The organism is Acidovorax sp. CCYZU-2555 (assembly GCF_018413525.1).
GTDB lineage: Bacteria > Pseudomonadota > Gammaproteobacteria > Burkholderiales > Burkholderiaceae_C > Comamonas.
Genome location: NZ_JAHCDD010000081.1, coordinates 1 through 25,240 on the forward strand (window position 1 = coordinate 1; position 25,240 = coordinate 25,240).

A 25,240-nucleotide genomic window follows, 5' to 3' on the forward strand; every position below is an offset into this window, starting at 1 on the left:
TGTGTTAGCCGCTCTAAAGCAGATCGGCGAGCTGGCTGGCGATGGTCGCTCTGCCCGACGCCTGCCACAGCACGCTCAGCTCGAAGTAGGGCAGGCGCTCGCCGTCGCTCAAGGGCGCGAAGCGCACGCCCTGGTGCTGCAGCACCTCGGCCGATTGCGGCAACAGCGAGGCGCCAATGCCTGCGGCCACGCAGGACAGCACGGTGAGCGAGCGGTTGGCCTCCTGCACCACGCGCATCGCCAGCCCGGCGCGCGAGAACGCTCCCGCAATGCCCGCGCGCAGCGTCGGCAGCTGCGCCTCGGGAAACCATATCAATCCCAGGCGTTCCAGGTCGGCCAAGGTCGCGCGGCCATGCTCCGGCAGCGCATAGTCGATGGGCAATACCGCCACCAAGGGGTCGCGCCGCACCAGCTTTTGCCGCACCCGGCCCTGCAAGGCCACGGGCGTATGCAGCATCGCCAGGTCGATACGGCCTTCGGCCAGCGACTGCATCAGATCGGCATTGCCCATTTCAGACAGCACGACCTGCGTGCCGGGGAACTGTGATTGCAGCAATTTGAGCGTCGTGGGCAGGGCGTCATACACCGCATGCGTCACAAAGCCAATGTGCAGCCGCCCGGTCTTTCCCTGGGCGATGGCTCTGGCATTGCGTTCGGCGCAATCGGCGAGCGCCATGCTGGCGCGCACGTCGTCGATCACGGCCAGGCCGGTGCTGTTGAGCACCGCGCCGCGGCGCGAACGCTCGAACAGGCGCACGCCAAGCGCATCTTCCACGCGCCGCAGCGCCTGGCTCAATGCAGGTTGCGCCACGCCCAGATGCGCGGCCGCGGCGGTCATGCTGCCGAGGTCCGCCACGGCGAGCAGGTAACGCATGTTGCGGGTGTCGAAGAGGGTGGACATAGGGTGCAGAGAATACCCGCTGCCATGGCCTCCAAGGCCATGGCGGATGTCGCATTTATCGACCGGCCTAGGACTTCACGCGCGCCACACGCGCGTTCCACCAGAACCCGCAGAGCACCAGCGCCGCCATCAGCAGCTGCGCGCCCACGCCTTGCAGCGAGGGATAGATGCCCAGAAGGTCGATGCGCGGGCCGTTGAATGCCCAGGCCTCGAGCCAGCCGGCCTCCTGCAGGGCCGCAATGCCCTTGCCGGTGAGCACCACGGCCAGCACCGCGACCAGTGCGGAGCTCCAGGTGAAGAACTTGCCGATCGGCAGCCGGGCGCTGAAGCGCAGCAGCGCCATCGCGATGATGACCAGCACCACCGCGCCGCTGACCAGCCCGCCCAGCACGGCATCGTGATTTCCCTGCTCCCACAAGGCGGCGTAGAAAAGGATGGTTTCAAACACTTCGCGATAGACCGCAATGAACGACAGGCCGAACATGAACCAGGCCGACTTGCGGCTCAAGGCCGCCGAAAGCTTGTCGTGCAGGTACTTCTGCCAGGCCCCCGCCATGCTCTTCTGGTGCATCCACATGCCCACGCTCAGCAGCACCACGGCGGCAAAGAGAGACGACAGGCCTTCGGTGACTTCACGACTCGCACCGCTGATGCTGACGAAATAGGTCGCAATCGCCCAGGTCACGGCGCCCATGGCCAGCGCACCCATCCAACCGGCGTGCACATAGCGCAGCATGTCGCCGCGTTCGGCCTTGCGCAAAAACGCCAGCATGGCCACGACCACCAGCAACGCTTCCAGCCCTTCGCGTACCAGGATGGTGAAACTTCCCAGGAATGCCGCGGTCGCGTCGGCACTCGAAGCCAGCAAGGCATCGGCTTCCTTGAACAAGCCGTCGATGGCGTTCACTTGCGCGCGCAGTTCGGGCATGGCGGCCTTGCCGGTCAGCATCGAGCGGTAGCGGCCCATCGCCGTCTCGATGCGGCCCATCAATGCGGCGTCGCGCGTGGCCAGCGTGGGCTCTATGGGTTCGACGCCATCCAGATAGGCCGACAGCGCGAGGTCGGTCGCGCGCGCGGCCTCGCCCTTTTCGTAGGCCTGCACGCTTTGCGCGAGCTTCTGGCGGGCCACGTCGAAGCTCAGACTCCGGTTCTGCACCACGGCCTCGGGGTGCGAATGCAGATAAGCCATGGCTTGCGCCGCCGGGGCTTCGCCCACCTGCTTGGCCAAATCGGCCTGGGTCGTGCGCGACAGCGCATCCAGGCTCGTCAGCTGAGCGCGCACCGCGGCATTGTCGGTCCAGACTTTCTCGCCGGCTTTGACCTCGGCGTCGTCATGTGCGAACTGGCCGATGAAAAACGCCAGCGCCCAGCGGTCGGACTCGGAAATCGTGCCGAAGCCCGGCATGGCCGTGCCTTCTATGCCTTGGGAGATGGCCTGGTAGAGCGCAAACGTACTGCGTTCGCGTGCGCGATCCTTGTCGCTGAAGTCCACCGGGCGCGGCTCCAGTTGCAGACCCGCAGGTCCATCGCCATGGCCGGTCGCTCCATGACATGCGGCGCATTGCGCCTGATAAACCGCTGAAGCCAGGGCCACTTGCGGCGCCGTTGCCGGAGACGACGGCACGGGATAGGCCGCAAGCAGATGGTTGGCCAGTGCCTTGGCCAGGCGCGCCACCTCCGCGGGACTCTGCTTGGCTTCGATGGCGCCAGACAACGCCTGCGCCTGGGCGACCAGCGCGCCCTGTTCGGCGTGGGCCTCGAGTGCGGCGAGCTTGGTCTGGCTCGTCTTGGCGAACTCGCGCATTTCCTCGAACTCGGAAGCATTGATGATGGCGCCGTCCTTGACCGCGCCGGGGTAGTCCACGGCAAGGTAATCGAGCAATTGCCAAATGCGGCGTACATCTGCTTCACCGGCATGTGCGACTGCCGCAAAGGACAGCATCAGCGCACAGACAAGCGAAGCGCAAACTCGAAACCACGACGAAAGCGCCATAAAACTAGACTCGCAAAAGGAAGCGATTCTAGAGTTGATTGGAAACGGCCGGTTCTGCGCGCAGCGCAAGTCAATGACCTGGGCGCGTGTACCGGCAGCAGAAGCCGTTCCATCGCCATTCTGGATAAAAGTGCACAAACCAGGGGGGAGGCATCGATTGCATCGCCTGTGCCCGTTATCCGCTCATCGTTGCCAGCGGCGTTCCAGGGCTCTTGCGCGGAGACGGCGCTGCGTAACGTGCACCATCCAGGGGTGAGCAAGCTGCCATGCGTCGACTTTGAACGGCAAAACACCCTCTTGCCGTACGCCGCCGGCCCACGTGCTGTGGTCGGTACAAACGCCGCGCAGCCAGCGGCAGCTCGGCACAAGGCACGGCACGCCGCATTGCGCCGGGCAGCAGCTTTGCGGTGTTTTGAGCGAAAACCTTTGCTTTGCTAAATTGTCACAAGCTGGGGGTGAGAGAGCGACGTCAGAGCAGAAATGGCAGGCCCACGGCCGCTCAGTTGGCCCTGTCACTCAGGCTTTGCGCCCTAGCGACCAAATGCTGCTGGCGAAAACAGATTCACAAGGATGTTTTCGCTGCTGCATAGCGCAGCGCGTCTCGCGCCACCTCCTCGAAGCGTCGTTGTCCACCTGCAGGCGGTGCTCACGGCGGCTGAACTTCTGTTCCACCCTATCCCCCGCCTTGTGCACCGGATGCGGCTGCCATTGTTCTCGGTTGTGCTTTGTTCCAAAGCTCACCCGCTTCTTGTGCAAAATTGCGGCCTTTTCGCAGAAGCTTGTGCAGGCAGGGAAACAGATTGCGTATTGTCCCTTCCTCCAGAGAGTGCTGCGTGGCGGCGAGCGTATCCGAGAGAGACTGCTTCATCGCCTTGACCATGTGCGTCAACCGCAGCAGACAGAGGACCACCCCCCATCTTGTGCAATTCACGCGCAGCAACGAGCAACCCTTGATTGTCCTGACCAGAGGAAAAGACAAAGAGGATCGTAGCTTCATTGCTTTTTGGCTGAAAGTTTGTGCAAGCCACCTCGCCTGGGCACCAAACTGCGGATGACCGGCGAGCTTTCCCGACAATGGCGCAGTTGATGACTGGTTTCCAAGCAAAGAAGCAGCCCAGAAACGACTGAACCCTGCAGAGCAGGGTTCAGTGGGGAGGAGTTCTTTGGCTCCCGCCTGGCAGCCAGGTCGGGCCGCTGTATTAAATGTTTAATATTCGGCAGTGCGGGGACTGGCCGTTCCGGTCCGGCATGGCAATCCAGATCCGGCCCTTGGCTCACAGGCCGCCCAGACCGAGGATGTGACTGGATTATTAAACGTTTAATAATGTGCCAGCCTTGTACCGGTCCGGTCACCGCACGGCCGAAGAACAGGCCATGGTCACGAACTCATCAGCCGCCTGGGCAGGCCTAACTATTAAACATTTAATAATGCACAAGGCAGGGGTGAGCGTCGCTACCGCGCAGGCCATAGAGCGAAGCATCCGGGCCGGATAAAAGATGGCACCCGCAAAACGCTGGTCGTTTTGCGCTTTCCGAAAGCAACGGAAAATCCGCCATCACCGTCATTCCTGTGGCGCGACCTCAGGAGCAGCCGGCGCGGGGTGCTTTCCGAACTTGTTCAGCAGCTGATCCAGGGCCTTGTTGAATTCGTCCTGATCGGCTTCATCGATTTCTATGCTCAGATCGAACTGCAAGCCTTTTTGGCGCAGCACGCCATTGCTGTAGCGGAACACCTTGCCGATCTTCTGTTTCTGCGGCGAGCGCGGCTCTTTCTCGAGCAGCAGCGAGCATTGGTTGATCATCCAGTTCACTGACTGACCGTTGGAGCTGAAGATCGATGCCAATGAACTGGCCTTGTCTTCCGAAACCTTGCGCGCCACCTTGGCCAGGTTCTGCGCAATGTATGCGGGGAAGCGCCCAGGATTGATGCGGATGATCTGCAGCGTCTCTTCCGGCAATTTCCGAAAAGCGGTGTAGAAGCTCAGCTGGGTCTGCGAGATGCCGGTCTTCTTGGCGACTTCCGACTGCGTCATGCCTTGGGCATACATCTTGTCGAAGAAGAACGCGCGGTCCAGATCGCAATGCTGTTCGCGCGATTCGTTCTGGTTGTAGCCCATCCAGCCGGCTTGCAGCGGGCTCAAGTCGTGGTGCACCTGCGCGGCCAGGGTATCGAGCACCTTGTGCACACGGCACGCGGTCACGCGCGTCCAGCCGTCGGCGATCATGAAACGATCCGGCTTTTCCGGGTGCGGGATCACGTGAATGACGTCGTACTGGCCGTTGGCGCGCAGGCTGTCGGCGCGTTCGCGCAACACTTCTGGCGCATAGACTTCGCGCGGCGCGTAAGGATTTTCTTCAATCAAATCCAGCGAGATCTGACGAATGTCTCGGCCACCTTCGGCCGTGGGCTTGGCGGACTGCGCGCCAGCTTCAGCCGGCTCGGGTGTGAATGGCTTGAATGCCGGCAGCGGGCTGCGGCCGGACAAGCTGGGCTGGTGGGCCTTGGCCGCCAGATCCATGGCCTCGGATACGCCCATGCGCTGGTGTTTTGGCTTTGCAGCCTGGTCGGTGACTGGAGGTGGGGTCATGGTCGTTTAGGAGTTGGCAGCAAAACCAGGCTGGGTGACGTTGAACTCGCTGGCGATCACGCGCGCGAAATGGTAGAGGCTGTCAGCCGCCTTGCTGTTGGGATCTTTGAGCACCACGGGAAGCGACGCCGGCACATCGTCGGCGTCGATCTGCCGCGTGAATGCAATGGAGTGCGGAATCTGCACGGGCAGGATCCGATTGGGATAGGTCTTGGTCAAGATCGCATAGTTGTGCTCTACATGCTTGCGACCGATCTGCGCCTTGTTGACCAGGATCGACAGATCAATGGGGCGCTTGGCAAGCTTTTGCACTTCTTCCAGATTGAACTGCAAGGCGTCCAGAGCGCGCAGGCAACTGCCCTCGGGCTCGACCACCGTGAGAATCTTGCCGGCCAGATGCGCCAGATAAGTGAACGCCACGCTCACCGGTGTGGTTCCGGGAGTCGTATCCACCAGAATGACGTCATAGTTCTTCGCCAGGAAGTCCTTGTTGCGCAGAACGAATTCTTCGGCTTTCTGTTCGCGGCCCATGGTGACGATCAGCGCGGGATTGGTCGAGTCAAGCTCCACGTCCGAGGGAATCAGATCGAGAAAGCCGTCCTCGAAGATCGGCACGATGAATTCACGCAAGTCATCGGGCTTGTCGCCGCTCTTGAGCAGCAGCTTGCCGATATGCTCATGGTAGGTTTCGGTTTCGATACCCAGCATGTTGGTCGCCGAGGCCTGGGGATCGGCGTCGATCAGCAGCACGCGATAGCCCGACAGCGCAAGCGCCGTGGCCAGGTTCACGGTAATAGACGTCTTGCCGATACCGCCTTTGGTCATGCGGGTCACGATGATGGCCGGCAGCTGCGTGTTGGCGGCCATGGCCTCCTGCACCGCTTCGGGAGTGATGCCTGCCAGCCGCGCGCGGATGTTGAGCATGTCCACAGGCTTGTATTTCATCTGCCGCTGGCCTTCAGGCTTCTCGCTGCCACTTAACCGCATCAAGCGCTTGTTGTTCAGCTCAAGGCCCAGGAGCGACATTGCGACGGACGCTTTGACGGTAGGTTCGATCGGCATAGGAATGGGCATGGAGGCTGCGACAAAGTGGGGCTGATAGGAAGTGTATAGCCTTTCATCAATGTCGTGGATGTTTTTTTGCTCGAAGTTTAAAAAATCATCCCTCATGCAAATGTAAGCGCAGACCCGATACAAGCAGCTTGCCTCATTTTTGGCTGTTGGCTGGATGATCAGCGCGCAAGCCGATCGATGGCGCCAAGGCATGAAAGGGCGTAGTCGCTGCGGCAGATTCTGGAAGAAAACGGCGGCTCTGTGCGTACCACGGCAAGTTGGTAGCGGCTTTGCGCGCGGAATTCGGGGCAGGTGTCCCGAGCCGGCTCCAAGAACCGGATATTTTTCAATTATTAAATCTTTAATAACCGGCGGGATGTGGCGCGCTCGGGGGCGCTGTCTACAACATTGGTCAGCTCCAGGAGCGCCCCATCGATCATGCGCTGCACCCCTGAAGCCAGGCCTGGCATTGGAGTAATCAGTCGGCGACGCCGCTGGCGATATGCGTCAGTTGCATGCCCGCGCGGCCGACCACGATGTACTGCGCTGTAGCATAGACAATTTTCTGGCCCTTGCCACCGACAATGCGCGCGGCACCAACGATAGTCGCGAAATCCACGCTGTCAGGCGGCATTGTGAAGCCGCCAGGCAGGAAGGGCGTATCCACAAAGAGCGCCTGCTTGCCGTCGGCGGCATTGCTGCTGCCCGTGATAACCAGCGGTATGTCGACGCTGAAAGCCGCCTCGCCAGGGCTTAGCATCTGTACCTTCAAGGGCTCGCCCGGCGACATGCTGGCGTGAAATTCCCGCGTGCCATCGGTCAATTCGGCATCGTTGCCGGCAAGGGTTTGGATGGAGCCCGGGTCGTATTGCCCCGATGCGCGGCAAGCCCCGCCGTTCAGGGTGGGGAGGGATAGCGCGGACCGCCAGCGGTCCTATGCTCTTGTGCGCATATCCTGCATACCTCGCATGCTGCGCCTCCAAGCCTTCAAGTACGAGTTGATGCCGATCGGCGAACAGCAACGCCAGACGTGCCGCTTTGTCTTCAACCAGGCGTTGGCCTTGGAAAATGCACGCTACGAGCGTCGAGAGAAAAACTTGGGTTACGCCGGGCTGTGCAAGCTGCTCACCGAGTGGCGCAACGGCCCGCAAACGCCGTGGCTAAAGGATGCACCTTGCCACCCGCTGCAACAGGCGCTCAAGGATCTGCAGCGCGCCTACGCCAATTTCTTCGCCAAACGGGCTGCCTTCCCGCGCTTCAAGAAGAAAGGCCAAGGCGAGCGCTTGCGCTATCCCGACCCCAAGCAGTTCGAGATCGACCAGGCCCATAGCCGCATCATGCTGCCGAAACTGGGCTGGATGCGCTACCGCAACAGCCGGGACATTTCAGGCGTGGCAAGGAACATGACTCTGAGTGAGTCCGGGGGCAAGTGGTACGCCAGCATCCAGACCGAGCGGGAGATGCCCCACCACCACCACGGCCACCACGGACATCGGCATCGATGTCCGCATTGCGCGCTTTGCCACCCTGAGCGACGGCAGTTTCATTGCACCGCTCAACAGCTTCAAGAAGCACCAGCAGCGCCTCGCGCGCTACCAGCGGCGAATGGCGCCCAAGGTCAAATTCAGCAAGAACTGGAAAAAGGAAAAAGCCACAGTCCAAAAGATTCACGCAGCCAATGCCCGCCAAGATTTCCTGCACAAGACCACCACGACGATCTGCCAAAACCACGCGCTCGTCTGTATTGACGATTTGCGGGTAACAAACATGTCCAGATCGGCCAAGGGCAGCCGCGAAGAGCCCGGCAAGCAGGTTAGGCAAAAGGCCGATCTGAACCACTGCATTCTCGATCAGGGCTGGGCCGAATTCAGTCGGCAACTGGCGTACAAGATGGACTGGAGCGGCGGCCTGCTGCTGGCGGTGCCGGCGCAGCACAACAGCCAGACCTTCCCCAGTTGCTGTGCGTCGCCTGCGGCCACAAGGCCCATGCAGATGGGGTGGGCGCCGTTAATATTCCAGTTAGCCAGTGGAGAGGACGGCTCTGGCCGCAGACGCAAGACTGCGGCGCAACCAGCCTCGGAGAAGCAGGAGCCCGCCGAAGCGACTATGCAAGAGGCAGCTCATGCATAGCGCAGCAGGCATTCCCCTCCTTGCCGCGCAAGCGGTGGCCGAAGGCCAAGGTGGGGGAGGATGTCAACATGAGTTGGATGATCAGCGCGCAAGCCGATCGATGGCGTCAAGGCATGAAGGGGCGTAATCGCTGCAGCAAGAAAACGGCGGCTCTGTGCCCACCACGGCAAGGTGGTGGCGGTTTTGCGCGCGTAATTGGGAGGCAGGCGTCTCGGTCCGGCTCGCCGGAGCCGGTGATTTCTCCAATTATTAAATCTTTAATAAGCGGCGAGATTTGGCCCGCTCAGGGCATGCTCATGGCGAAAAGCACGCATTCGAGCTGCACACTGAACGTGGTGCATTGCACAGGACGGCGCGTGGAATACACGCCGGGCCACCAGCCAACGCGCTCAGGCGAACTCTATGCCCGTGTCCGCCAGGCCGATCAGGTCGATGCGCATGGCTTTGAGTGCCAGATTGCTGTCCAGCACCGCGACCACGCCGCCCGTGAGGCCCTGGGCCATCCTGTCGATGAAAGGTTGCAACCGCGCGGCCTGGAAGCGCTGCACACGACATTGGGTCCACAGCAGCCGCATCACCCGCCCGGGAGTGTCAGCGCCCAACAATTTCTGGGCATGGTTGTGCCAGGCTTTGCGCGCTGACGCCTGCATCCAGTGCGCGAATCGCTTCGCCCACCAGCGGCTTGTTGTCGAGCATGGCCCCCGAGGTCCAAGCCCAATGGGGTGTCGCTGAGCGTCAAGCGCTCCAAATTCAACCAACTCAAGCATCGCGCCATCGTTCATGCGCTGCAGCCTGAAGTCGGTGGCACTGGCTTCAATATGCATTTGCGCCAGGGTGGCCGGGAAAACGATGGTGTCGATGCACGCGCCGCCATCGATGGACCAGGCCAGGCCCAGCGTCGGAGTGATAGTTTTGTCGCCCGCATCGCCCTCGAATGCCGCCTCGCGCCAGGCGTCCACATGTCTGGTGCGAGTGTCTTCGGACTGGATCAGCTCGCGTCCCATCCACTGCTGGGACAGGAAAGCCAAGGCTTGCTAGGCCGCGCCCCATGGGCCAAGATAAGAGTGGGCCCGGTCTCGAAGCGCACCTGCACTACATCGACCAGCCAGACGGTGACGCCGCTAGCGATATGCGTGATCTTCGTTCCCGCACCGTCGAGCATGATCGAGTAATCACTGCGCTTGCCTTCCTGCAGGGCCACATCGAAGCCTGTGCCGCCCTTGAGCTTGTCGCTTGCACTACCGCCCAAAAGCAGGTGGTTGCCCGCATCGCCATAGATTTGGTCGTCGCCATTCTTGCTACCCAGCGGGTCGTCGCCACCGACGATGCGAGCGGCACCTACGATGGCCTCGAAGTCCACATTGTCCAGCGGCAATCTGGGCCGCCTGGCAGGAAGCGCATATCCTCCAAGCGGGCCTGCTTGTCGCCGTCGGCACCGCGCCTTGCGTCATCAGATAGATAGCGTCTTGGGGATAGTCAACGAAAGCTGAATCATCCGGGCTTGTGCTTCGAGCATGTCCGGGGCCCAGGCTGTCAGGAACATTCTCGCTGCGGGGTGCGGCCGCTGCGCAGGAGGAGTCACTGTCCCTTCTGGACCGTACGGATATCAAGCCAATGATGGTGATTGCCTGCTGTCCAAGTACTTCGCCAGAGCGTCAAAACTCCTGGAATCTGCGCCGTCCTCGTTCGCGAATAACTGGCTGAACAATCGCTTGACGTTGCTAGAAGTGATTTCCGTCTTGCTCGGGTCGAAAGTCACACCGTTCGCCAGAGCCACATCTCCGTCGGCCATCCGTGACATGGCGATCAAACCCATTGCGCGAACCGCTTCGGTGTCCCCGTTGGCCACCAGTTCGTCATAGAGCTTCTTTTCCTGCGGGCTCAGATTGGCCATGGTGTTCACGAAGCCGCTGGCCTGCTGCATGTAATTGATCTCCTGCGCCGTTTGGCTATTCGGATCTTTCGCAATGATCTCTGCAAGCTTGGTGTCGTGCTGATGGACGAACTCAAACTCCCCTTTGGAGCGCTGTGTCGCCGGCTTGGCCTTGATGTTCTCAAGGCGTTCAGCAACAGTGCTGTCCGCGAATGCCAGCGCCTTGGCCTGCTCTGAGATGCTCACCTGTATCGCGGACGATCGGAACTGGTTTTCCTGCTCTGCGACTGCAGTGGCCTGGTTCGGTCGCGGCGAGACATGCTGGCTGTAAGCATGGGTGATGCCGGAAAATCCTTGTATGTTCATGGTTCCTCGATACGGGTAAGTGCTCTCGAAGCAGGCAGTGTGACTGCGGTGAACGTATTCAAGGTCCTGAAAAGATGCGCTGGTTCGGGCGATTACCGTCGATCAGTGAGCGATGGCGAGGGTTGGGTTTTTCGTTCGTCAAACGTCACATGCAGGCACGCGGGCTCCCCCACGCCCTGCAAGAAGATACCCGGATTGGGCGATTGAGACGCGAGCAGGCCCCGGAGCAATGGGCGCCGCTTGGAGCGGGCAGCAATTATTAAAGGTTTAATAATTGCTGCCCGCATGTCTTCCTGCAGGCCTCCGAGCGGAGACGAAGAAGATCCGTCTGCGCACATGCGCACCATGCCGGCGTCGTATTCGGACGCTGCTGGAAAGTGTTTAGACGTCTAAACTCCTTGCTGAAAACCAGCCTCTGCCTAGCCGCGTCGGCCAGTGCGCAAAGCAAACGCAAGTGCTTGTCTGCCTCACCAGCCGCAGCCCATTTGCAAGAGATCCCCCCTGTCTTGTGCAATTTTGTCCCGCGCGGACTGCCACGTAACGACTGTTCGATTGCCGCCGAAACCGAGATCTTGAACTATTAAATATTTAATATCGCCAAACCGCTGTCGCACGCACAGCCGGCAGCGATCTGCTGAACGTGGCCGCGACGCACGCTCCTCGAAATGCGAGCGCGTAGCCACACCGCGCAATGGCCTTGCAGAACTGATGAATTGCGCGCAGCACACGATCAATCACCCCTTTTTTGTGCAAATTTACGCATTTCCAAATTCTGTGCAACTGCCACCACGTTCCTGGTCAAGTGCATAGCCGGACTCGCGCCAAAGGCAGGCGTGCTACGACAAAGTTGGGGATTGATGCTGGCACAACAGCGTGGGGCCGCTGCGTGATCTCCATCCGAGCGCCTGCGCGTATTGCCGCAAGAAAAAAAGCCGCCACGATAAGAACATCCTGGTACCTACACCGCACGATATCGCTGGGCTGGAAGATCTGCGCCCACCGTCGACCAGCGCGGCCGATGATGTTACGTATGCTGCGCACGACGCCGTTTCCTGGAGATGGGCAGTGGCGGATTATGGCCGGTGTTTATCCGGCCCAGCGGCGACGACTGCACGTCGACCGCATGCGCCTTGCCGAAATCGGCAGCGTTATGCTGTTTTCAATGCTGCGGGAGTCGCGCTTTATAAATGGAAGCTGATGTGCGAGTCGTGAACTTTCAACCGGCTCTGGCGCAGTCACCGCACAAGCAAGAAATACCCCACAACCAGGCCGTCATCGCGATTATTTCCCCTGAGCTTGGGGCAGGCAAATAAATGCCTGCTTCGCATGGCGGTTAAAGCCGACCGACTCATACAAGCGGAACGTTGCTTCGTCTTTCTGTCCTGTCATCAGCATGACTTTGTAGCAGTTACTTGACCAGGCGAACGCAAGCGCCTTCTCCAACACTGCTTTTGCAAATCCACGGTTGCGAAAGCCGGCATCGGTCACCACATTCTCGATCACACCATACGGTCTGCATGCGCGCGTCAGGTTGGGAGTGAGAGTGAGCGTGCAGCTTGAAACCAGACGACCTTCAATGTAGACACCAAAGCACTTGTGATATGGACTGACTCGCAGTTCCTGCCAAATTGCTTCCACTGTGTCCAAATCAGGCAACAGGTCGTCATTTGCATGAAGATGCTGATACAGGCGCAAAAGATCTTTGAGTTCCGACGCTTTGATCTCACGTACATCCATTGGTTTTCCTGGCGAATTCCTATTCCCGTGCAAGCGATTGACTTACATCTGACAAGAAGCAGGCAAATGCTTCATTCGGCGCTGCGTGCATGAATTTTTTACAATTTCATGACTGCAATTCAGCTCACTTTGCGTCAGAATCTACGCATGCTTAAATGCGTCAAGCGGCTTCCATTCAAAGCTGCATTGATCACATCCATTAAGCAATGTTGTCGATCTTGCATGAAAAATACATAAGAAAATTAATCGAACCATGAATTCTAACAAAATTCAATAGTTTTATTGCATAATTGACGACTAATTTTTACAACCACAAAATAAAGGTACTCACTATGGCCAACTATAAAGAACTGGTACAGCAGCGCGAACAATTGGAAAAACAGATCCAGGAAGCTCGCAACAAGGAATTGAGCGAAGCAGTGGGCAAGGTTCGCGCGTTGGTCGCAGAGTTCGCACTGACTGCGGAAGATGTTTTCCCTCCTGCACGTGGCAAGCGCGCCGCCACTACTGGCACCAAAGTGGCGCCTAAATATCGCAATCCTCAGTCCGGTGACACATGGACTGGTCGCGGCAAGGCGCCCAAGTGGATCGCAGGCGAAGATAATCGCGAAAAATTCGCTATTTGATAGGCAAATGAAAAGCCCCATATGCATTGCATACGGGGCTTTTTTATTGACAGGAATTGTTACAATTTGTTTCCTGCCGATTTGGGGGCCACTGTAGCTAAGCGCTCCGCCCGGAATGACGCCTGAGATGAAGACGCAGCAGTCTCAGGCGCTCAACATGCGCTCCATGATCTTGACAATCTCTGCGTCAGTGACTTCACCCCACAGCTTTTTCGAATACCAGGCATGAAACGAGGGCAGAACGCCCGCCCGGTTGCGGCCGATCTTGATCTTGCTGGCTTCCGTGCTGAGGGTATTGTTGTACTCGTCGTAGATGCTTTGCAGTACCGGCTTGTCGAGTTCGGCCAGAATGACCTTGACGTCAAGAATGCGCTGTTTCTCCACAGCCGCATTGATCTTGGCGCGTCCTTTGTTGACGCCGCCATTAGTGGGCTCCGATTTCCTGGTACGCGGTTTGGGTGACGGAGCTGCTGCTTGCACAGTTTCTGCGGAATATTCATCCGCGGGCGCTACCGGGTGCTTGCCGTCCATCACGGGGAACAACTCGGCGCTGGCCGGCGTGGATCGATTGTCCAGAAACTCCTGGTAGTGGCCCGATTTCAGCGAGGTCATGAAATACCTGCTCGGGTAAGTGAGCTTTCTGAGTTTCGACTCGGTGACACGCCACTTGGTGTGTTTGAGTGCGCCTTCGATCTGCTCTTCTGTGAAAGTGCTCAGCAGTTTGTAAATTGCTTTGTCCAGCAATCCCATGGCCTGCATTGCGTCCACCAGGTGTTTCTTGGCTTCTGAATTGCTATGCGCTGCCGACATGTCGAGCGCCAATTTTTGGCGACTGACATGGAAGCGCAGATTGGTGACCTTGGTCTTGTAGCGTTCGGTCTCTACTTCAATATATAGCTTGGTCGAGGCATTGATGTCCTTGATGGCGGGATCAAGGTAGCGTTCCTTGAACGTGCTCCATTGCTGGGCCTTGTTGGGAATATTCTTGGACGCAACCAGCATGTCGCGCAGGTCTTCCCACGGAATGCGGCGCGTCGCACCTATGCCTAGATAACGGGAACAGAATTCAAACAACGGAACCGAGCAGACCTTGGACAGTGCACTGAGCTCGAGCAGATCGAGGCTGGTGTACGAAGGGCTGTCGCCGAGCAAAAGAATCGCCTTGGATTCGATCTTGAACGTGATCTCGCCAGCGTAGAACTTGGCATACGGAAAGACGACTGCGAAATGCTTGGCCAGGCCTTTTTCTTCGAAGACATCAAGGCGCACTTTTATCGACATGAGCTCATCGATGGTCTTTTCGATATGCTCGTAGTTGCGGGTCTTGACGTTGAGCAGCCGCAGCATTTCTTCGACGGAAATTTTCCAGGTGGCAGGCTCGACCGGTTGGTTCTGCTGAGCATGCCTGAGCATGATGTTGGTCAACTTCTGCTGCATGACCGTCATCACGGCATGCGGCTTGTTGTGCACCATCGGGTTGGGCTTCTTGAAGTTCGAGCCCTGGTTCTTGCGCTGGATGAAGAACGTTGCAAACGGCTTGTCTTCGGGCACGTCAAGCAAAGCGGTGTCGCCCAGGTCCTCTGCCGAATGCGTCAGAGGCGTGATGGTGATCAAAGCGTCGGTGCTCGTATCGTTGGTCAACTCTTTGGCGTCGACTTCGATCGTGCTTTGGGTGGCCTTGCGCCTGGTTGGTTTTGTCACTTTATTGAGCACGCAACGCTGCTGCGTTTCTTTATTTTCAATACCACTTTAAGTAGTTTCCTACTTTAAGCGACGCAAAGCCAAGGCTGGTGCGGCCTCTAGGCCTGCCTTCGCCCCTATCTTGTGAAGCATTCACCCGTATATTGTGACGCAATCTCCCTTGGTTTGTGCAAAACCAGCCCTCCGTTTGTGACCAACTGTCCCTTGGCTTGTGCAGACTATCCACAATGGAGGCTTGCACAAGATAGGGGATGGCCTTGGTCTGTGCAGGGTGTGCATCGTCGGAGCGAGCGCTGTTTTGGGGCGCCAGGGTGTCTTCACGCGGCTTGAGCAGTGTACCTTCCCCCCTATCTTGTGAAAATTTGACGGATTTGCGCAGAAGAAATCGGCAGGGACGTATTTGTACCGAGTGAATCTCTCCCCTATCTTGTGCAAATGGGATCTTGTCTGGCACGCCATGGTGGCTGAACGAGCGGCTCTTCGATGGGCCGGGGAGATCGTTTTGGTGAGGTGCACCCTCAGCTTGTGCAAATTTACGGCGAATATCAGCAACCCAGGTTTACCCTATTGCATAGCTGCACAACTTAGGGGTGAGCTTTGTTCAAAGAGCTAGTATCGCAGGGTCAATAGAGGCTCAATGTTCGTTTTGAAATGAATCTACCTTACATGCAGTGTTAGCTGGTGCGTTGGTTGTCATTAGTTATGGTTGATAGAAGTATTCATGTAAGCTGTATTCGTCATCAGGGGGGAAAACTTCACTTTCCAGTTCCATCCTCTAGCTGCGTCCGCCACTACGCGAAGCGCCTTCCGATGCCCATAGGCTGAGTTGCACAATGCAGGGGGGACAGACTTCTGCATGCCAATGGCCAGCGCTGCAGAATGAAAGATGGCTTCCTTTGGCGGGCACGGCGCGTCATCCCCACAGATGAGGTCAGGAACGTCCGTAGACGGCCTCATACAGCTTTGCAGCCGTAAGGGCGCCAGCACGGCATGCTGATCGCGTCCACGCCGGTCCACCGTCTCAAGAGAATGTGCTGTCGCGTCGTGCACAAAGCACGCCCGATCCGAGCCACACAAGGTAGCCCTTGCTGCTTGCACAAGGCTCATGCCGGGTACATGCGCTTGTGCGGCGAGCTCAGGTGAATGCAACGCCCGGAATGGGCCTCCAGATGCTTCAGCGGTCCACGATCTTCATCATCTGGGCGTTGTAGCGCTTTCCCGTGCCGCGTCGACCATGCTTTGGCTCAAGCTTTCGAAACTGCTGCCTGAGTACCCGGACGTGAAGCTCGAAATCCATATCGGCTACGGCCTGATCGACATCGTCACCGAGCGCTTCGACGCCGGCGTGCGCATGGGCGACCAGATTGCCAAGGACATGATCGCCGTGCGCATTTCGCCCGACTTTCGCAGGGCTGTCGCGGCAGCGCCAACCTATTTCGCGCACCGGCCCCAGCCCCGCACTCCCCAGGATCTCAGACCATGCATAACTGCGCCAATCTGCGCATGGCGACGCTCGGGGGGCTCTACGCCTGGGAGTTTGTCCAGGAGGGAAGAACGCTCAACGTTCAGGTGCCCGGACAGCTGATCTTCAATACCTCGGCACAGCTGCCCACCGCGGCGCTCGACGGCCATGCGTTGGCCTATGCGCCGGAGGACGTGATCCAGCCGCATGTCGATGCCGGGCGCCTGGTGCGCGTGCTGCAGGCATGTAGCCCGACTTTCCCGGGCTACCAACTTTACTACCCCAGCCGTCGCCAGTCCCTGCCCGCGTTCGCGCTGGTCGTCGAGGCGCTCAAGCTGCGGGATTGAGACCCGCGCGCGGCGCACACGGCACAAGCGCCGTGTGCCAGGCGGGCTGCAATGCCCCGCCAGGCAGGCCGTAGACCACGGCCTGACCGCCACGCACGCGCGACGTTGCGACCCCTCGCCGTCGCCCTTCGCCAGCACCCCATGACCCGCACAGCGCCAGGAATGCGCTCGACCTAAGGCAATCCCTAATCAAATTCACATTGCGTTTTTTGAAACACGATTTCATAATTCAACGAATCAACACACAAAAATCAGGCAGAAAGCTGCTTTGAACGACGAAAAATGAAAACCATAGAAAGAAGCAACGAGCGTATCCTGTCCTCCGACATCTTCGAGGGCGAGCGCACCTACCGCAAACGACTGGGCGAAGGCACCTATGAAGAGCCGGCACGCAAGGTGCCGCTCTACCATCGCTGCGACGTGCTGGTGGTGGGCGGCGGGCCCGCTGGCACGGCAGCCGCGATCGCCGCCGCGCGCCAGGGTGCTGACGTGACCTTGCTCGAGCGCTACAACCACCTGGGCGGCCTGTCCACCGGCGGTCTGGTGATCTGGATAGACCGCATGTCCGACTGGGGCGGCGTGCCTACCATCCGTGGCTTTGCCGAAGACCTGTTCCACCGCCTGCCCAAGGACGCCGTCGCCGGCCCGCCGCGCGGCGAATGGGGCTCGCAGGACCCGACCCGCTCGGCCTACTGGGCGCAGCGCACGGCCGCCTACCATGGCGTCGTGACCTGGTCGCCCACGGTCGACCCCGAGCGCCTCAAGTTGTTGTCGCAGGACATGGTGCTCGAACACGGCGTGCGCCTGGTGTTCCATTCCTGGGGCTCGCTGCCCATCGTCGAGGATGGCGCGGTGCGCGGCATGGTGTTCGAGAGCAAGGAAGGCCGCATGGCGATCCGCGCCCAGGTGGTGATCGACTGCACGGGCGACGGCGACGTGTTCGCCCGTGCCGGCACGGCCTTCGAGTCCGACATCGAAGCCAATGATGTGCACCACTGCATGAACACCTCCTGGATGTTCGGCGGTGTGGACATGACGCGCTGGATCGAGTTCAAGGCCGGCCAGCCCGAGCAATTCAGCGAGTTCATGCGCAGCGGCCGCCAGGCGATAGGCCTGTTCGAGCGGCCATTCGTCTCGTGGCGCAATGACGTCGCGCTGTTCATGGGCCCACGCCAGTCGGGCTACTCGGCGCTCAATGTCGACGACCTGACCGAAGTCGAAGTGCGCTCGCACCGGCTGATGGCCAAGCACCTGGACTTCTTCAAGGCCCATGCGCCCGGCTTCGAGAACGCGTTCATCATGACCAGTGCGCCGCAAATTGGCGTGCGCCATTCGCGCCGCTTGGTCGGTGTCGGCAAGATGCTGCGCTCGCAGTGGGCCAGCGGCCTGGCCCTGCCCGACGAGGTGGGCATCACGCCGGCGGTTTCGCCCAAGTTCCCCAACATCTCCATCCCTTACGGCGCGCTGGTGCCGCAGCAGCTCGACGGGCTGCTCGCGGCAGGGCGCCACCTGTCCTGCGATGCCAATTCGCACGGCTTCATGCGCGAAATTCCGCAGTGCTGGGTCACCGGCCAGGCCGCGGGCACGGCCGCCGCGCTGGCGGTATCGCAGGGCGTGGAGCCGCGCGCGGTCAACATCGCCAGCCTGCAGCAGGCGCTGCTCAAGCAGAACGTGAACCTGCGCGCCGCGGGCACGCAGGCCGTCGCCACGCCCTTTGTGGCCCAGACCGCCTGACAATCGCTACATCTCCCTTCACCAACGCCCATTCCATGACCCGAACATCCCTGCGTACTTCCACCGACGAAGAGACCGCCGGCTCCGGCGCGGCTTCCGCGCTGGAGCGCGGCATCTCCCTGCTGCGCTGCTTCACCGCCGATGTCCGCGAACTGTCGAACACCGCGCTGTCGCGCCAGACCGGCATTCCCAAGCCGTCGGTCACCCGCCTGGCCGCGACGCTGGTCGGCCTGGGCCTGCTCAAGCAGAACCCGAGCAACGACAACTTCTCGCTGGCCGCGGGCGTGGTCTCGCTGTCGCAGGCGTTTCTCGCCGGGCTGGACGTACGCGCCTGCGCCCGGCCGGTGATGCGCCAGCTGTCGGACGCCACCGGCGGCACCGGTCTGCTGGCGGTGCGCGACGGACTGGAGATGGTGGTGATCGAAGTCAGCCGCCCGCGCATGTCGATGATCTCGAGCACGCTCGACGTGGGCTCGCGCGTGCCGCTGGCCAACTCGTCGCTGGGCCGCGCCTACCTCGCGGGCATAGAGCCGCACGAGCGCGAACAGCTGATAGAGACCTTGCACCTGTCGCGCGGCTCCGAATGGGCGCGCCTGGCTCCGGGCCTGTCGCGTGCGCTGCGCGAAGCCGCCCAACTCGGCTACGCCGCGTCGCATGCCGAATGGCATCGCGAAATTGCTTCGGTCGCCGTGCCGCTGGTGGGACCCAACGGCGAAGTGATGGCGCTGAACTGCGGCGGTGCGGCCTACACCTTCACCGAGGAAAAGCTGCGCGACGACGTGGCGGGCAATCTGGTCGAGGCGGCGCGCTCCATCGCGCATGCCATAGGCGGCATGGTGCCGCCCATCGCCCCGGCGCTGCGCCCGACCGGGCCGCTGGCCTGAGCCAGCAACACATAACAAAAAACAGCAGGAGACACGATGAAACTCAACGATGACGAGAAAGCGATGGCCGACGGGCGCGACGGCCCGGCCGTGCAGCGCGCCATGGACCTGCTCATGCGCTATGGGCAGGCCCTGGGCGCCGAGCGCCTGGTCGATACCAACAATGTGTGCGGCACCGTCAGCGCCACCACGCCGTTCATGCGCGATTTCGCGCTGAGCAAGGGCGGCATGGACGCGGTGTTCTCGGAGTTCAATCTGGACAGCGACGACGTGGTCGAGATTCCTCCGGTCAAGACCTTCACCAGCCACCTGCAGCTGGGCTTCGATCCCGCGCATGCGGAAATGATGGGCGTGTCCGAAGATGTCGTGAAGTTCTACCGCAAGGGCGAAGGCTATATCGCCGGCCACGGCATCCAGCTGATGAACACCTGCACGCCCTACCAGGTGGGCAATATCCCGACGCGCGGCGAACACTGCGCCTGGATGGAGTCGTCGGCGGTGGTCTACTGCAACTCGGTGCTGGGCGCACGCACCAATACCGAGGGCCGCGAAAGCACAGGCGCGGCGTCGCTCACTGGCAAGATTCCCTACTGGGGTTACCACATGCCCGAAAACCGCCTGGGCACGCACCTGATCGAGCTCGATGTGGAAGTCACCAGCACTTCCGACTGGGGCCTGCTGGGCTATTTCATCGGCGAGCAGGTGCAGGACAAGGTGCCCGTGGTGCATGGCCTCACCGATGTTCCCAACCTGGCGCGCCTCAAGCACTTCGGCGCGGCCGCGGCCTCGTCGGGCGGGGTGGAGATGTACCACCTGGTCGGCACCACGCCCGAGGCGCTGACGCGCGAGCAGGCGTTCGGGCGCAACCGCGTGGTCGAGACGCTGCGCTATGGCGAGGCCGAGCGCCGCCGCGCCTACGAGCAACTCAATCACACGGCCGACGACCACGACGTCGACTATGTGATGCTGGGCTGCCCGCACTACACCATAGAGCAGATCTGGGAGGCCGCACGGCTGATCCAGGGCCGCAAGGTGCACGCCAACAGCGCGCTGTGGATCTTCACGCCGCGCGCCATCAAGGCCCTGGCCGACCAGAACGGCTATACAAAAATCATCGAGGACGCGGGCGGAGTGATCTTGAGCGACAGCTGCTCGGCGATGAGCCGCGCCGCGCCCAAGGGCACCAAGGTCGTGGCGCTGGACTCCGCCAAGCAGGCGCACTACCTGCCGGCCATCCTGGGCGTGCAGGCCTGGTACGGCTCCACGGCCGAATGCATAGACGCGGCCTGCACCGGCCGCTGGGCCGGGAGGTACGCATGAACACCGTTGCTGACACCGTGGTCGCCACGCTGCACGGACGCAAGGTCGTGGGCGGCGTCGCCGAGGGCGAGGCCTTGGTGACCGAGGCCCATATTTCCGGCTGGGGCGGCATCGACTCGCGCACCGGCACCATCGTCGAAATGCGCCATCCGCTGCGCGGCCAGAGCTTCGCCGGCAAGGTGCTGGTGTTTCCCGGGGCCAAGGGCTCGTCGGGCTGGTCCAACGCCTTCCACCTGACGCGCTCCATGGGCGTGGCGCCGGCGGCGATGCTGTTCACCGAGATGACCACCAAGATCGCGCTCGGCGCGGTCGTCACGCGCGCCCCGGCGCTCACCGATTTCGACCAGGACCCGGTGGCGGTGATACGCACCGGCGACTGGGTGCGCGTCGATGCCGACGCGGGCACGGTGCAAGTGATACGCCGCGCGCCGCCCGCGGGCGACAGCTAGCCCGCAGGCCCATTTCCCCTGAAGCAGGCCTCGAAGAAGGCCGACCTCAATAGAAAAACCGGAGACAAAAAATGAATGGACTGAAATGGTCCAGGGCGCTGCTCGCCCTGGTGACGGCCGCCGCATGCCTGGGCGCAACGCAGGCCCAGGCCGCGGACGACTTTCCCGCCAAGGGCCGGACCATACGCGTGGTCGTGCCCTTCCCGCCCGGCGGCGGCGTCGACGGCCAGGCGCGCACCGTGGCCCAGCGCCTTGCCGAGATCCTCGGCACGCCCGTGGTGATCGACAACCGCCCCGGCGGCGGCACCCTGGTCGCGGCGCTCGAAGTCATCAAGTCGAAGCCCGACGGCTACACGCTGTTCTACAGCGCCTCGTCGACCTTCGCGCAGAACCCGCACACCATGCTCGCGGTCAACTACCACCCCGAAAAGGACTTCACGCCGATCTCGCTGGGCGGCCAGGGCCCGCTGGTGATGGTGGTCCACGCTTCGCTGCCGGTGCGCAATGTGCAGGAACTGGTGGCCTACGGCAAGGCCCACCCCGGCACGCTCAGCTACGGCTCGTTCGGCACCGGCACCTCGGCCCATGTGTTCGGCCAGATCTTTGCGCGCCAGACCGGGCTGGACCTGGTGCATGTGCCCTATCGCGGCGGCTCCGACATGGCGACCGACCTGCTCGCCGGCCGCGTGCAGATGGCTTTCGACGCCGCGCCGGCCGCGCTGCAGAACGCCGCCACGGGCAAGGTGCGCATCATCGGCGTGGCTGCGCCCCAGCGCAGCGAGTTCCTGCCGGGCGTGGGAACGCTGGCCGAGCAGGGCATGCAGGACATGGACCTGACCAGCTGGCTGGGCTGGTTCGGCCCGGCGCGCGTGCCCCAGCCTTTGGTCGACAAGCTCAACGCCGCGCTGGTGCAGGCCATCGCCGACACCCGCGTGCAGACCTTCTACCGTGCGGGCGCCTACACCGCCGAAAGCTCCACCCCGCCCCAGCTCGCAGCAATGGTGCGCGACTCGTACAGCCGCTGGGGCCAGCTGGTCAAGCAGGCCGGCATTCCCCGGCAGTGACGCGCGTTTCCTCTTACCAGAACCCACAGGCACAACCATGACCTCACGCAAACTCCGCAGCAACTTTCCGCGCGGCTCCTACCTCTGGTCGGTGCGCAACGCGCACTGGCAGGCACTGGGCATTCCCGAAGAAGACTGCGAGAAACCCAAGATCGCGATCGTCAACAGCTCGTCGGAACTGGCCGCGTGCTTCAGCCACCTCGACCGCGTCGCCGCCGAGATCAAGACCGCGATCCGCGCCGCGGGCGCCGTACCCTTCGAGATCCGCACCGCCGCACCCAGCGACTTCATCACCGGCGCCGGTGCGCGCGGCGCCTATATGCTGGGCGCGCGCGACCTGATCACCAACGACATCGAAGTCGCCGTGGAGGGCGCGCAGCTCGACGGCATGATCTGCCTGACCTCGTGCGACAAGACCGTGCCCGGCCAGCTGATGGCCGCCGCGCGGCTGAACATTCCGACGCTGCTGGTGCCCTGCGGCTACCAGCCCAGCGGTGAATACCAGGGCAAGCCGGTGGACATCGAGGAAGTGTTCATAGGCTCCATGCATGCGGTCACCGGCCATCTGCCGGTGGAAGAGCTGATAGGCATGAGCCGCCAGGCGGTGCGCGGCCCGGGCGTGTGTTCGGGCCTGGGAACGGCAAACTCGATGCACATCGTCTGCGAGGCCCTGGGCCTGGCGTTGCCGGGCAGCGCGCCAGTGGCGGCGCTGAGCCCCAAGATGATGGCCGATGTGCGTGCCGCGGGAGCGCGCATCGTGCAGATGGTCTGGGATGACTTGAAGCCACGCGATATTTTGAGCCCCGGTGCCTTCGCCAACGCGGTGCGCGCCATTCTGGCGATAGGCGGCTCGCTCAATACCGTCAAGCATTTGCAGGCGGTGGCCACCGAAGGCGAGTGCAATGTCGATGTGTATTCGCTGTTCGAAACGCTGGGCAACGAGACTCCGGTGCTCGCCGGCGTGCGGCCCATAGGCGACAACACCATCGAGGCCTTCGAGGCCGCAGGCGGCTGCCGGGCGCTGATGCGCCAGTTGCAGCCGCTGCTCGACAACGACGCGCTGACGGTCACCGGCCGCAGCGTCGCCGAGAACCTGCAAGGCCTGGTCGTCGCTGACCCCGAAGTGATTCGCCCCATGGACCGCCCCGTCGCGCCCCTGCCGGCCATCGTGGTGATGCGCGGCAATCTGGCGCCGGATTCGGCGCTGATCAAGACCGGCATCGTCGAGCGCAAGGTGCGCCAGTTCACCGGCCCGGCCATCTGCTTCTGGACTTCGGACGAAGCCATAGACGCGATCAAGGACGGGCGGGTGCGCGCCGGCCATGTACTGGTGATGCGCGGCGCGGGCGTGCACGGCGGCCCGGCCATGGGCGGCGGTGCGTCGCGCGTGGTGTTCGCGGTCGACGGCGCGGGCCTGGGCGAAGACATCGCCATCCTGACCGACGGCCACCTTTCCGGCCTGGTCTGCAAGGGCCTGGTGCTGGCCGAAGTCTCGCCCGAAGCCGCGCTGGGCGGGCCGCTGGCGCTGGTGCAGGACGGTGACAGCATACGCATCGACCTGGACAGCCGCCAGCTGGACCTGCTGGTCGACGACGCCGTGATCGACGAACGCCGTGCCGCCTGGCAGGCCAGGCCGCTGACGCACGACACCGGCTGGTTGCAGCAGTACCGCCGCAACGCCGGCCCGCTGTCGCAAGGCGCGGTGCTGGTGCGCCACGACAAAGTGCCGGGCTGACCCGGCCAGACAGATCCACAAGAACCACCAAAGAGGAGACATAGCATGCAAAAGAAAACCACCATTCGCACCATGAAGAAGCACGCCGCCTGGTTCGCCGCGCCGGCGCTGGGCCTGGCCTGTCTGGGCGCCCAGGCCCAGAGCAGCATCACGCTCTATGGCGTGGTCGACAATGCCATTCAGCGCACCACGGCCGGCGGCGTGGGTTCGGTCACCGGGCTGTCGACCGGCGGCAACGCGACCAGCCGCCTGGGCTTTCGCGGCAGCGAAGACCTGGGCGGCGGCTGGCGCGCGGGCTTCCAGCTGGAGAGCGGCCAGAGCACCGACACCGGCACCGGCCGCGCGAGCAACACCAACAACCAGGTCAGCGGCGCGACGGCCGCGGGCGGCTTCACCTTCGACCGCATGGCCTATGTCTCGCTGGGCCACAGCCGCTACGGCGAAGTGCGCCTGGGCCACGACTTCGTGCCCACGCACTACAACAGCATCATGTTCGACCCGTTCACCACCGTGGGTGTGGGCCGCGTGGGCAACTTCACGTTCTCCGGCCTGGGCACCACGCCCGTGCCGTCGGCGATCACCGCCAGCAACACGGTCAGCTACTGGTTGCCCAAGAACCTGGGCGGCGTGTACGGCATGGTGATGGTGGCCAGCGGCGAGAACGCGTCGAATGCGCCCGACGCGCACGACGGCAATCTGGCCGGCGCGCGCCTGGGCTATGCGGCCAACGGCTTCGACATCGCCGCGGCGCTGGGCCGCACGCGCTATGTCAGCACCGCCACGCTGGGCAACTACACCCATGCCAACCTGGGCATCAGCTGGGACGCGGGCTTTGCCAAGTTCTACGGCCTCTACAACGTGGTGCAGCTCGAGCTGCTGTCGGGCGAAGCACGCAAGCACACGGCCGAACTGGGCGTGCAGATCCCTGTGGGCCCGGGCAAGATCAAGGCCAGCTACGCGCGCCTGGAAGACCGCAGCCAGTCGGGCGTGCGCAATGCCGGCGGCTCGGCGCGCAGCGACAACGACGCCCAACAGGTGGCGGTCGGCTATGTCTACGACTTCTCGCGCCGCACCGCGCTCTACGGCACTTACGCGCGCATCCGCAACGAAGGCCAGGGCGCGTACAACGTCAGCGGCGGTCGCGCGCCGCTGCCCGGCCGCAGCTCCTCGGGCCTGGAGCTGGGCCTGCGCCATTCGTTCTGATTGAAGCCACGATCAAAAGGGAGACACGAGATGCAAGACCAACTCCAAGTGGCGTGGCCGCGCCGGCGCGTTCT

At 61.9% G+C, this 25,240-nt stretch carries 22 protein-coding genes and 1 pseudogene; 13 read left to right on the forward strand and 10 right to left on the reverse strand.

The window, feature by feature from the left end; genetic code table 11:
• Positions 1-13 precede the first annotated feature (13 nt).
• From KHY18_RS22410 to KHY18_RS22430, 5 genes are all read right to left on the reverse strand, one after another.
• Positions 14-901, reverse strand: a complete 888-nt coding sequence (locus tag KHY18_RS22410; RefSeq protein ID WP_213305178.1) for a LysR family transcriptional regulator — start codon at positions 899-901, stop codon at positions 14-16.
• Between the two features lie 67 nt (positions 902-968).
• Positions 969-2,894 (reverse strand): cytochrome c/FTR1 family iron permease, encoded by a 1,926-nt coding sequence (locus tag KHY18_RS22415; RefSeq protein ID WP_213305181.1) that lies wholly within the window; start codon positions 2,892-2,894, stop codon positions 969-971.
• A 1,562-nt stretch (positions 2,895-4,456) separates the two neighbouring features.
• Positions 4,457-5,482: a ParB/RepB/Spo0J family partition protein gene (locus KHY18_RS22420; protein WP_213305184.1), complete on the reverse strand. Its 1,026-nt coding sequence runs from the start codon at positions 5,480-5,482 to the stop codon at positions 4,457-4,459.
• 6 nt (positions 5,483-5,488) lie between these two features.
• Positions 5,489-6,427: a ParA family protein gene (locus KHY18_RS22425; protein ID WP_213305188.1), complete on the reverse strand. Its 939-nt coding sequence runs from the start codon at positions 6,425-6,427 to the stop codon at positions 5,489-5,491.
• A 586-nt stretch (positions 6,428-7,013) separates the two neighbouring features.
• Entirely contained in the window at positions 7,014-7,358 is a 345-nt protein-coding gene (locus KHY18_RS22430) for a hypothetical protein (protein WP_213305191.1), read from the reverse strand.
• A 178-nt stretch (positions 7,359-7,536) separates the two neighbouring features.
• On the opposite strand from KHY18_RS22430, the pseudogene KHY18_RS27450 reads away from it, so the two are divergent.
• A pseudogene (locus KHY18_RS27450) lies at positions 7,537-7,953 on the forward strand (RNA-guided endonuclease InsQ/TnpB family protein); the annotation flags it as partial.
• A complete protein-coding gene (locus tag KHY18_RS27455) occupies positions 7,949-8,665 on the forward strand; it encodes an RNA-guided endonuclease InsQ/TnpB family protein (RefSeq protein WP_502769386.1) in 717 nt (238 codons plus the stop codon). The pseudogene KHY18_RS27450 and the gene KHY18_RS27455, both read left to right, overlap by 5 nt.
• 389 nt (positions 8,666-9,054) lie before the next feature.
• On the opposite strand, the gene KHY18_RS22440 is transcribed toward KHY18_RS27455, so the two are convergent.
• From KHY18_RS22440 to KHY18_RS22450, 3 genes are all read right to left on the reverse strand, one after another.
• On the reverse strand, positions 9,055-9,693 hold the full coding sequence (locus tag KHY18_RS22440) for a hypothetical protein (RefSeq protein ID WP_213305194.1): 639 nt from the start codon (positions 9,691-9,693) through the stop codon (positions 9,055-9,057).
• Positions 9,654-10,040: a hypothetical protein gene (locus KHY18_RS22445; RefSeq protein WP_213305208.1), complete on the reverse strand. Its 387-nt coding sequence runs from the start codon at positions 10,038-10,040 to the stop codon at positions 9,654-9,656. The genes KHY18_RS22440 and KHY18_RS22445 overlap by 40 nt, the downstream gene beginning before the upstream one ends.
• 231 nt (positions 10,041-10,271) lie before the next feature.
• Positions 10,272-10,904 carry a hypothetical protein gene (locus tag KHY18_RS22450; RefSeq protein ID WP_213305210.1) on the reverse strand — a complete coding sequence of 211 codons (633 nt, stop codon included), beginning with the start codon at positions 10,902-10,904 and terminating at the stop codon, positions 10,272-10,274.
• A gap of 1,030 nt (positions 10,905-11,934) precedes the next feature.
• Here KHY18_RS22450 and KHY18_RS22455 point away from each other — a divergent pair.
• Positions 11,935-12,102 (forward strand): hypothetical protein, encoded by a 168-nt coding sequence (locus tag KHY18_RS22455; RefSeq protein WP_213305213.1) that lies wholly within the window; start codon positions 11,935-11,937, stop codon positions 12,100-12,102.
• An 83-nt stretch (positions 12,103-12,185) separates the two neighbouring features.
• Here KHY18_RS22455 and KHY18_RS22460 read toward each other — a convergent pair whose 3' ends face one another.
• The gene (locus tag KHY18_RS22460; protein ID WP_213305216.1) at positions 12,186-12,641 is read right to left on the reverse strand and encodes a GNAT family N-acetyltransferase; all 456 of its coding nucleotides are present in this window, start codon (positions 12,639-12,641) and stop codon (positions 12,186-12,188) included.
• Positions 12,642-12,973: 332 nt separating this feature from the next.
• Between KHY18_RS22460 and KHY18_RS22465 the strand changes: the two genes are divergently transcribed.
• Positions 12,974-13,267 carry an H-NS histone family protein gene (locus KHY18_RS22465; RefSeq protein ID WP_213305219.1) on the forward strand — a complete coding sequence of 98 codons (294 nt, stop codon included), beginning with the start codon at positions 12,974-12,976 and terminating at the stop codon, positions 13,265-13,267.
• Between the two features lie 144 nt (positions 13,268-13,411).
• Here the strand turns inward: KHY18_RS22465 and KHY18_RS22470 are convergent, their stop codons facing one another.
• The gene (locus KHY18_RS22470) at positions 13,412-14,980 is read right to left on the reverse strand and encodes a replication initiation protein (protein ID WP_213305222.1); all 1,569 of its coding nucleotides are present in this window, start codon (positions 14,978-14,980) and stop codon (positions 13,412-13,414) included.
• A 1,222-nt stretch (positions 14,981-16,202) separates the two neighbouring features.
• Between KHY18_RS22470 and KHY18_RS27460 the strand changes: the two genes are divergently transcribed.
• The 9 genes from KHY18_RS27460 to KHY18_RS22515 all read left to right on the forward strand — a co-directional run bounded on the left by KHY18_RS27460 (position 16,203) and on the right by KHY18_RS22515 (position 25,166).
• Positions 16,203-16,553: a LysR substrate-binding domain-containing protein gene (locus KHY18_RS27460; RefSeq protein WP_213305225.1), complete on the forward strand. Its 351-nt coding sequence runs from the start codon at positions 16,203-16,205 to the stop codon at positions 16,551-16,553.
• On the forward strand, positions 16,448-16,777 hold the full coding sequence (locus KHY18_RS27305) for a LysR substrate-binding domain-containing protein (protein ID WP_283771362.1): 330 nt from the start codon (positions 16,448-16,450) through the stop codon (positions 16,775-16,777). The genes KHY18_RS27460 and KHY18_RS27305 overlap by 106 nt, the downstream gene beginning before the upstream one ends.
• 282 nt (positions 16,778-17,059) lie before the next feature.
• The gene (locus KHY18_RS22485; protein WP_213305231.1) at positions 17,060-18,511 is read left to right on the forward strand and encodes an FAD-dependent oxidoreductase; all 1,452 of its coding nucleotides are present in this window, start codon (positions 17,060-17,062) and stop codon (positions 18,509-18,511) included.
• A 35-nt stretch (positions 18,512-18,546) separates the two neighbouring features.
• Positions 18,547-19,395, forward strand: coding sequence for an IclR family transcriptional regulator (locus KHY18_RS22490; RefSeq protein WP_213305234.1), 849 nt, complete (start codon positions 18,547-18,549; stop codon positions 19,393-19,395).
• Between the two features lie 36 nt (positions 19,396-19,431).
• The gene (locus KHY18_RS22495; RefSeq protein WP_213305237.1) at positions 19,432-20,715 is read left to right on the forward strand and encodes an aconitase X; all 1,284 of its coding nucleotides are present in this window, start codon (positions 19,432-19,434) and stop codon (positions 20,713-20,715) included.
• Entirely contained in the window at positions 20,712-21,164 is a 453-nt protein-coding gene (locus KHY18_RS22500) for an aconitase X swivel domain-containing protein (protein ID WP_213305240.1), read from the forward strand. The genes KHY18_RS22495 and KHY18_RS22500 overlap by 4 nt, the downstream gene beginning before the upstream one ends.
• A 71-nt stretch (positions 21,165-21,235) precedes the next feature.
• Complete coding sequence (locus tag KHY18_RS22505) at positions 21,236-22,228, forward strand: Bug family tripartite tricarboxylate transporter substrate binding protein (RefSeq protein WP_213305243.1); 993 nt, start codon at positions 21,236-21,238, stop codon at positions 22,226-22,228.
• A gap of 37 nt (positions 22,229-22,265) precedes the next feature.
• Entirely contained in the window at positions 22,266-23,963 is a 1,698-nt protein-coding gene (gene ilvD / locus KHY18_RS22510; protein WP_213305246.1) for a dihydroxy-acid dehydratase, read from the forward strand.
• Positions 23,964-24,008: 45 nt separating this feature from the next.
• Positions 24,009-25,166: a porin gene (locus KHY18_RS22515; protein ID WP_249729318.1), complete on the forward strand. Its 1,158-nt coding sequence runs from the start codon at positions 24,009-24,011 to the stop codon at positions 25,164-25,166.
• Positions 25,167-25,240: the final 74 nt, after the last annotated feature.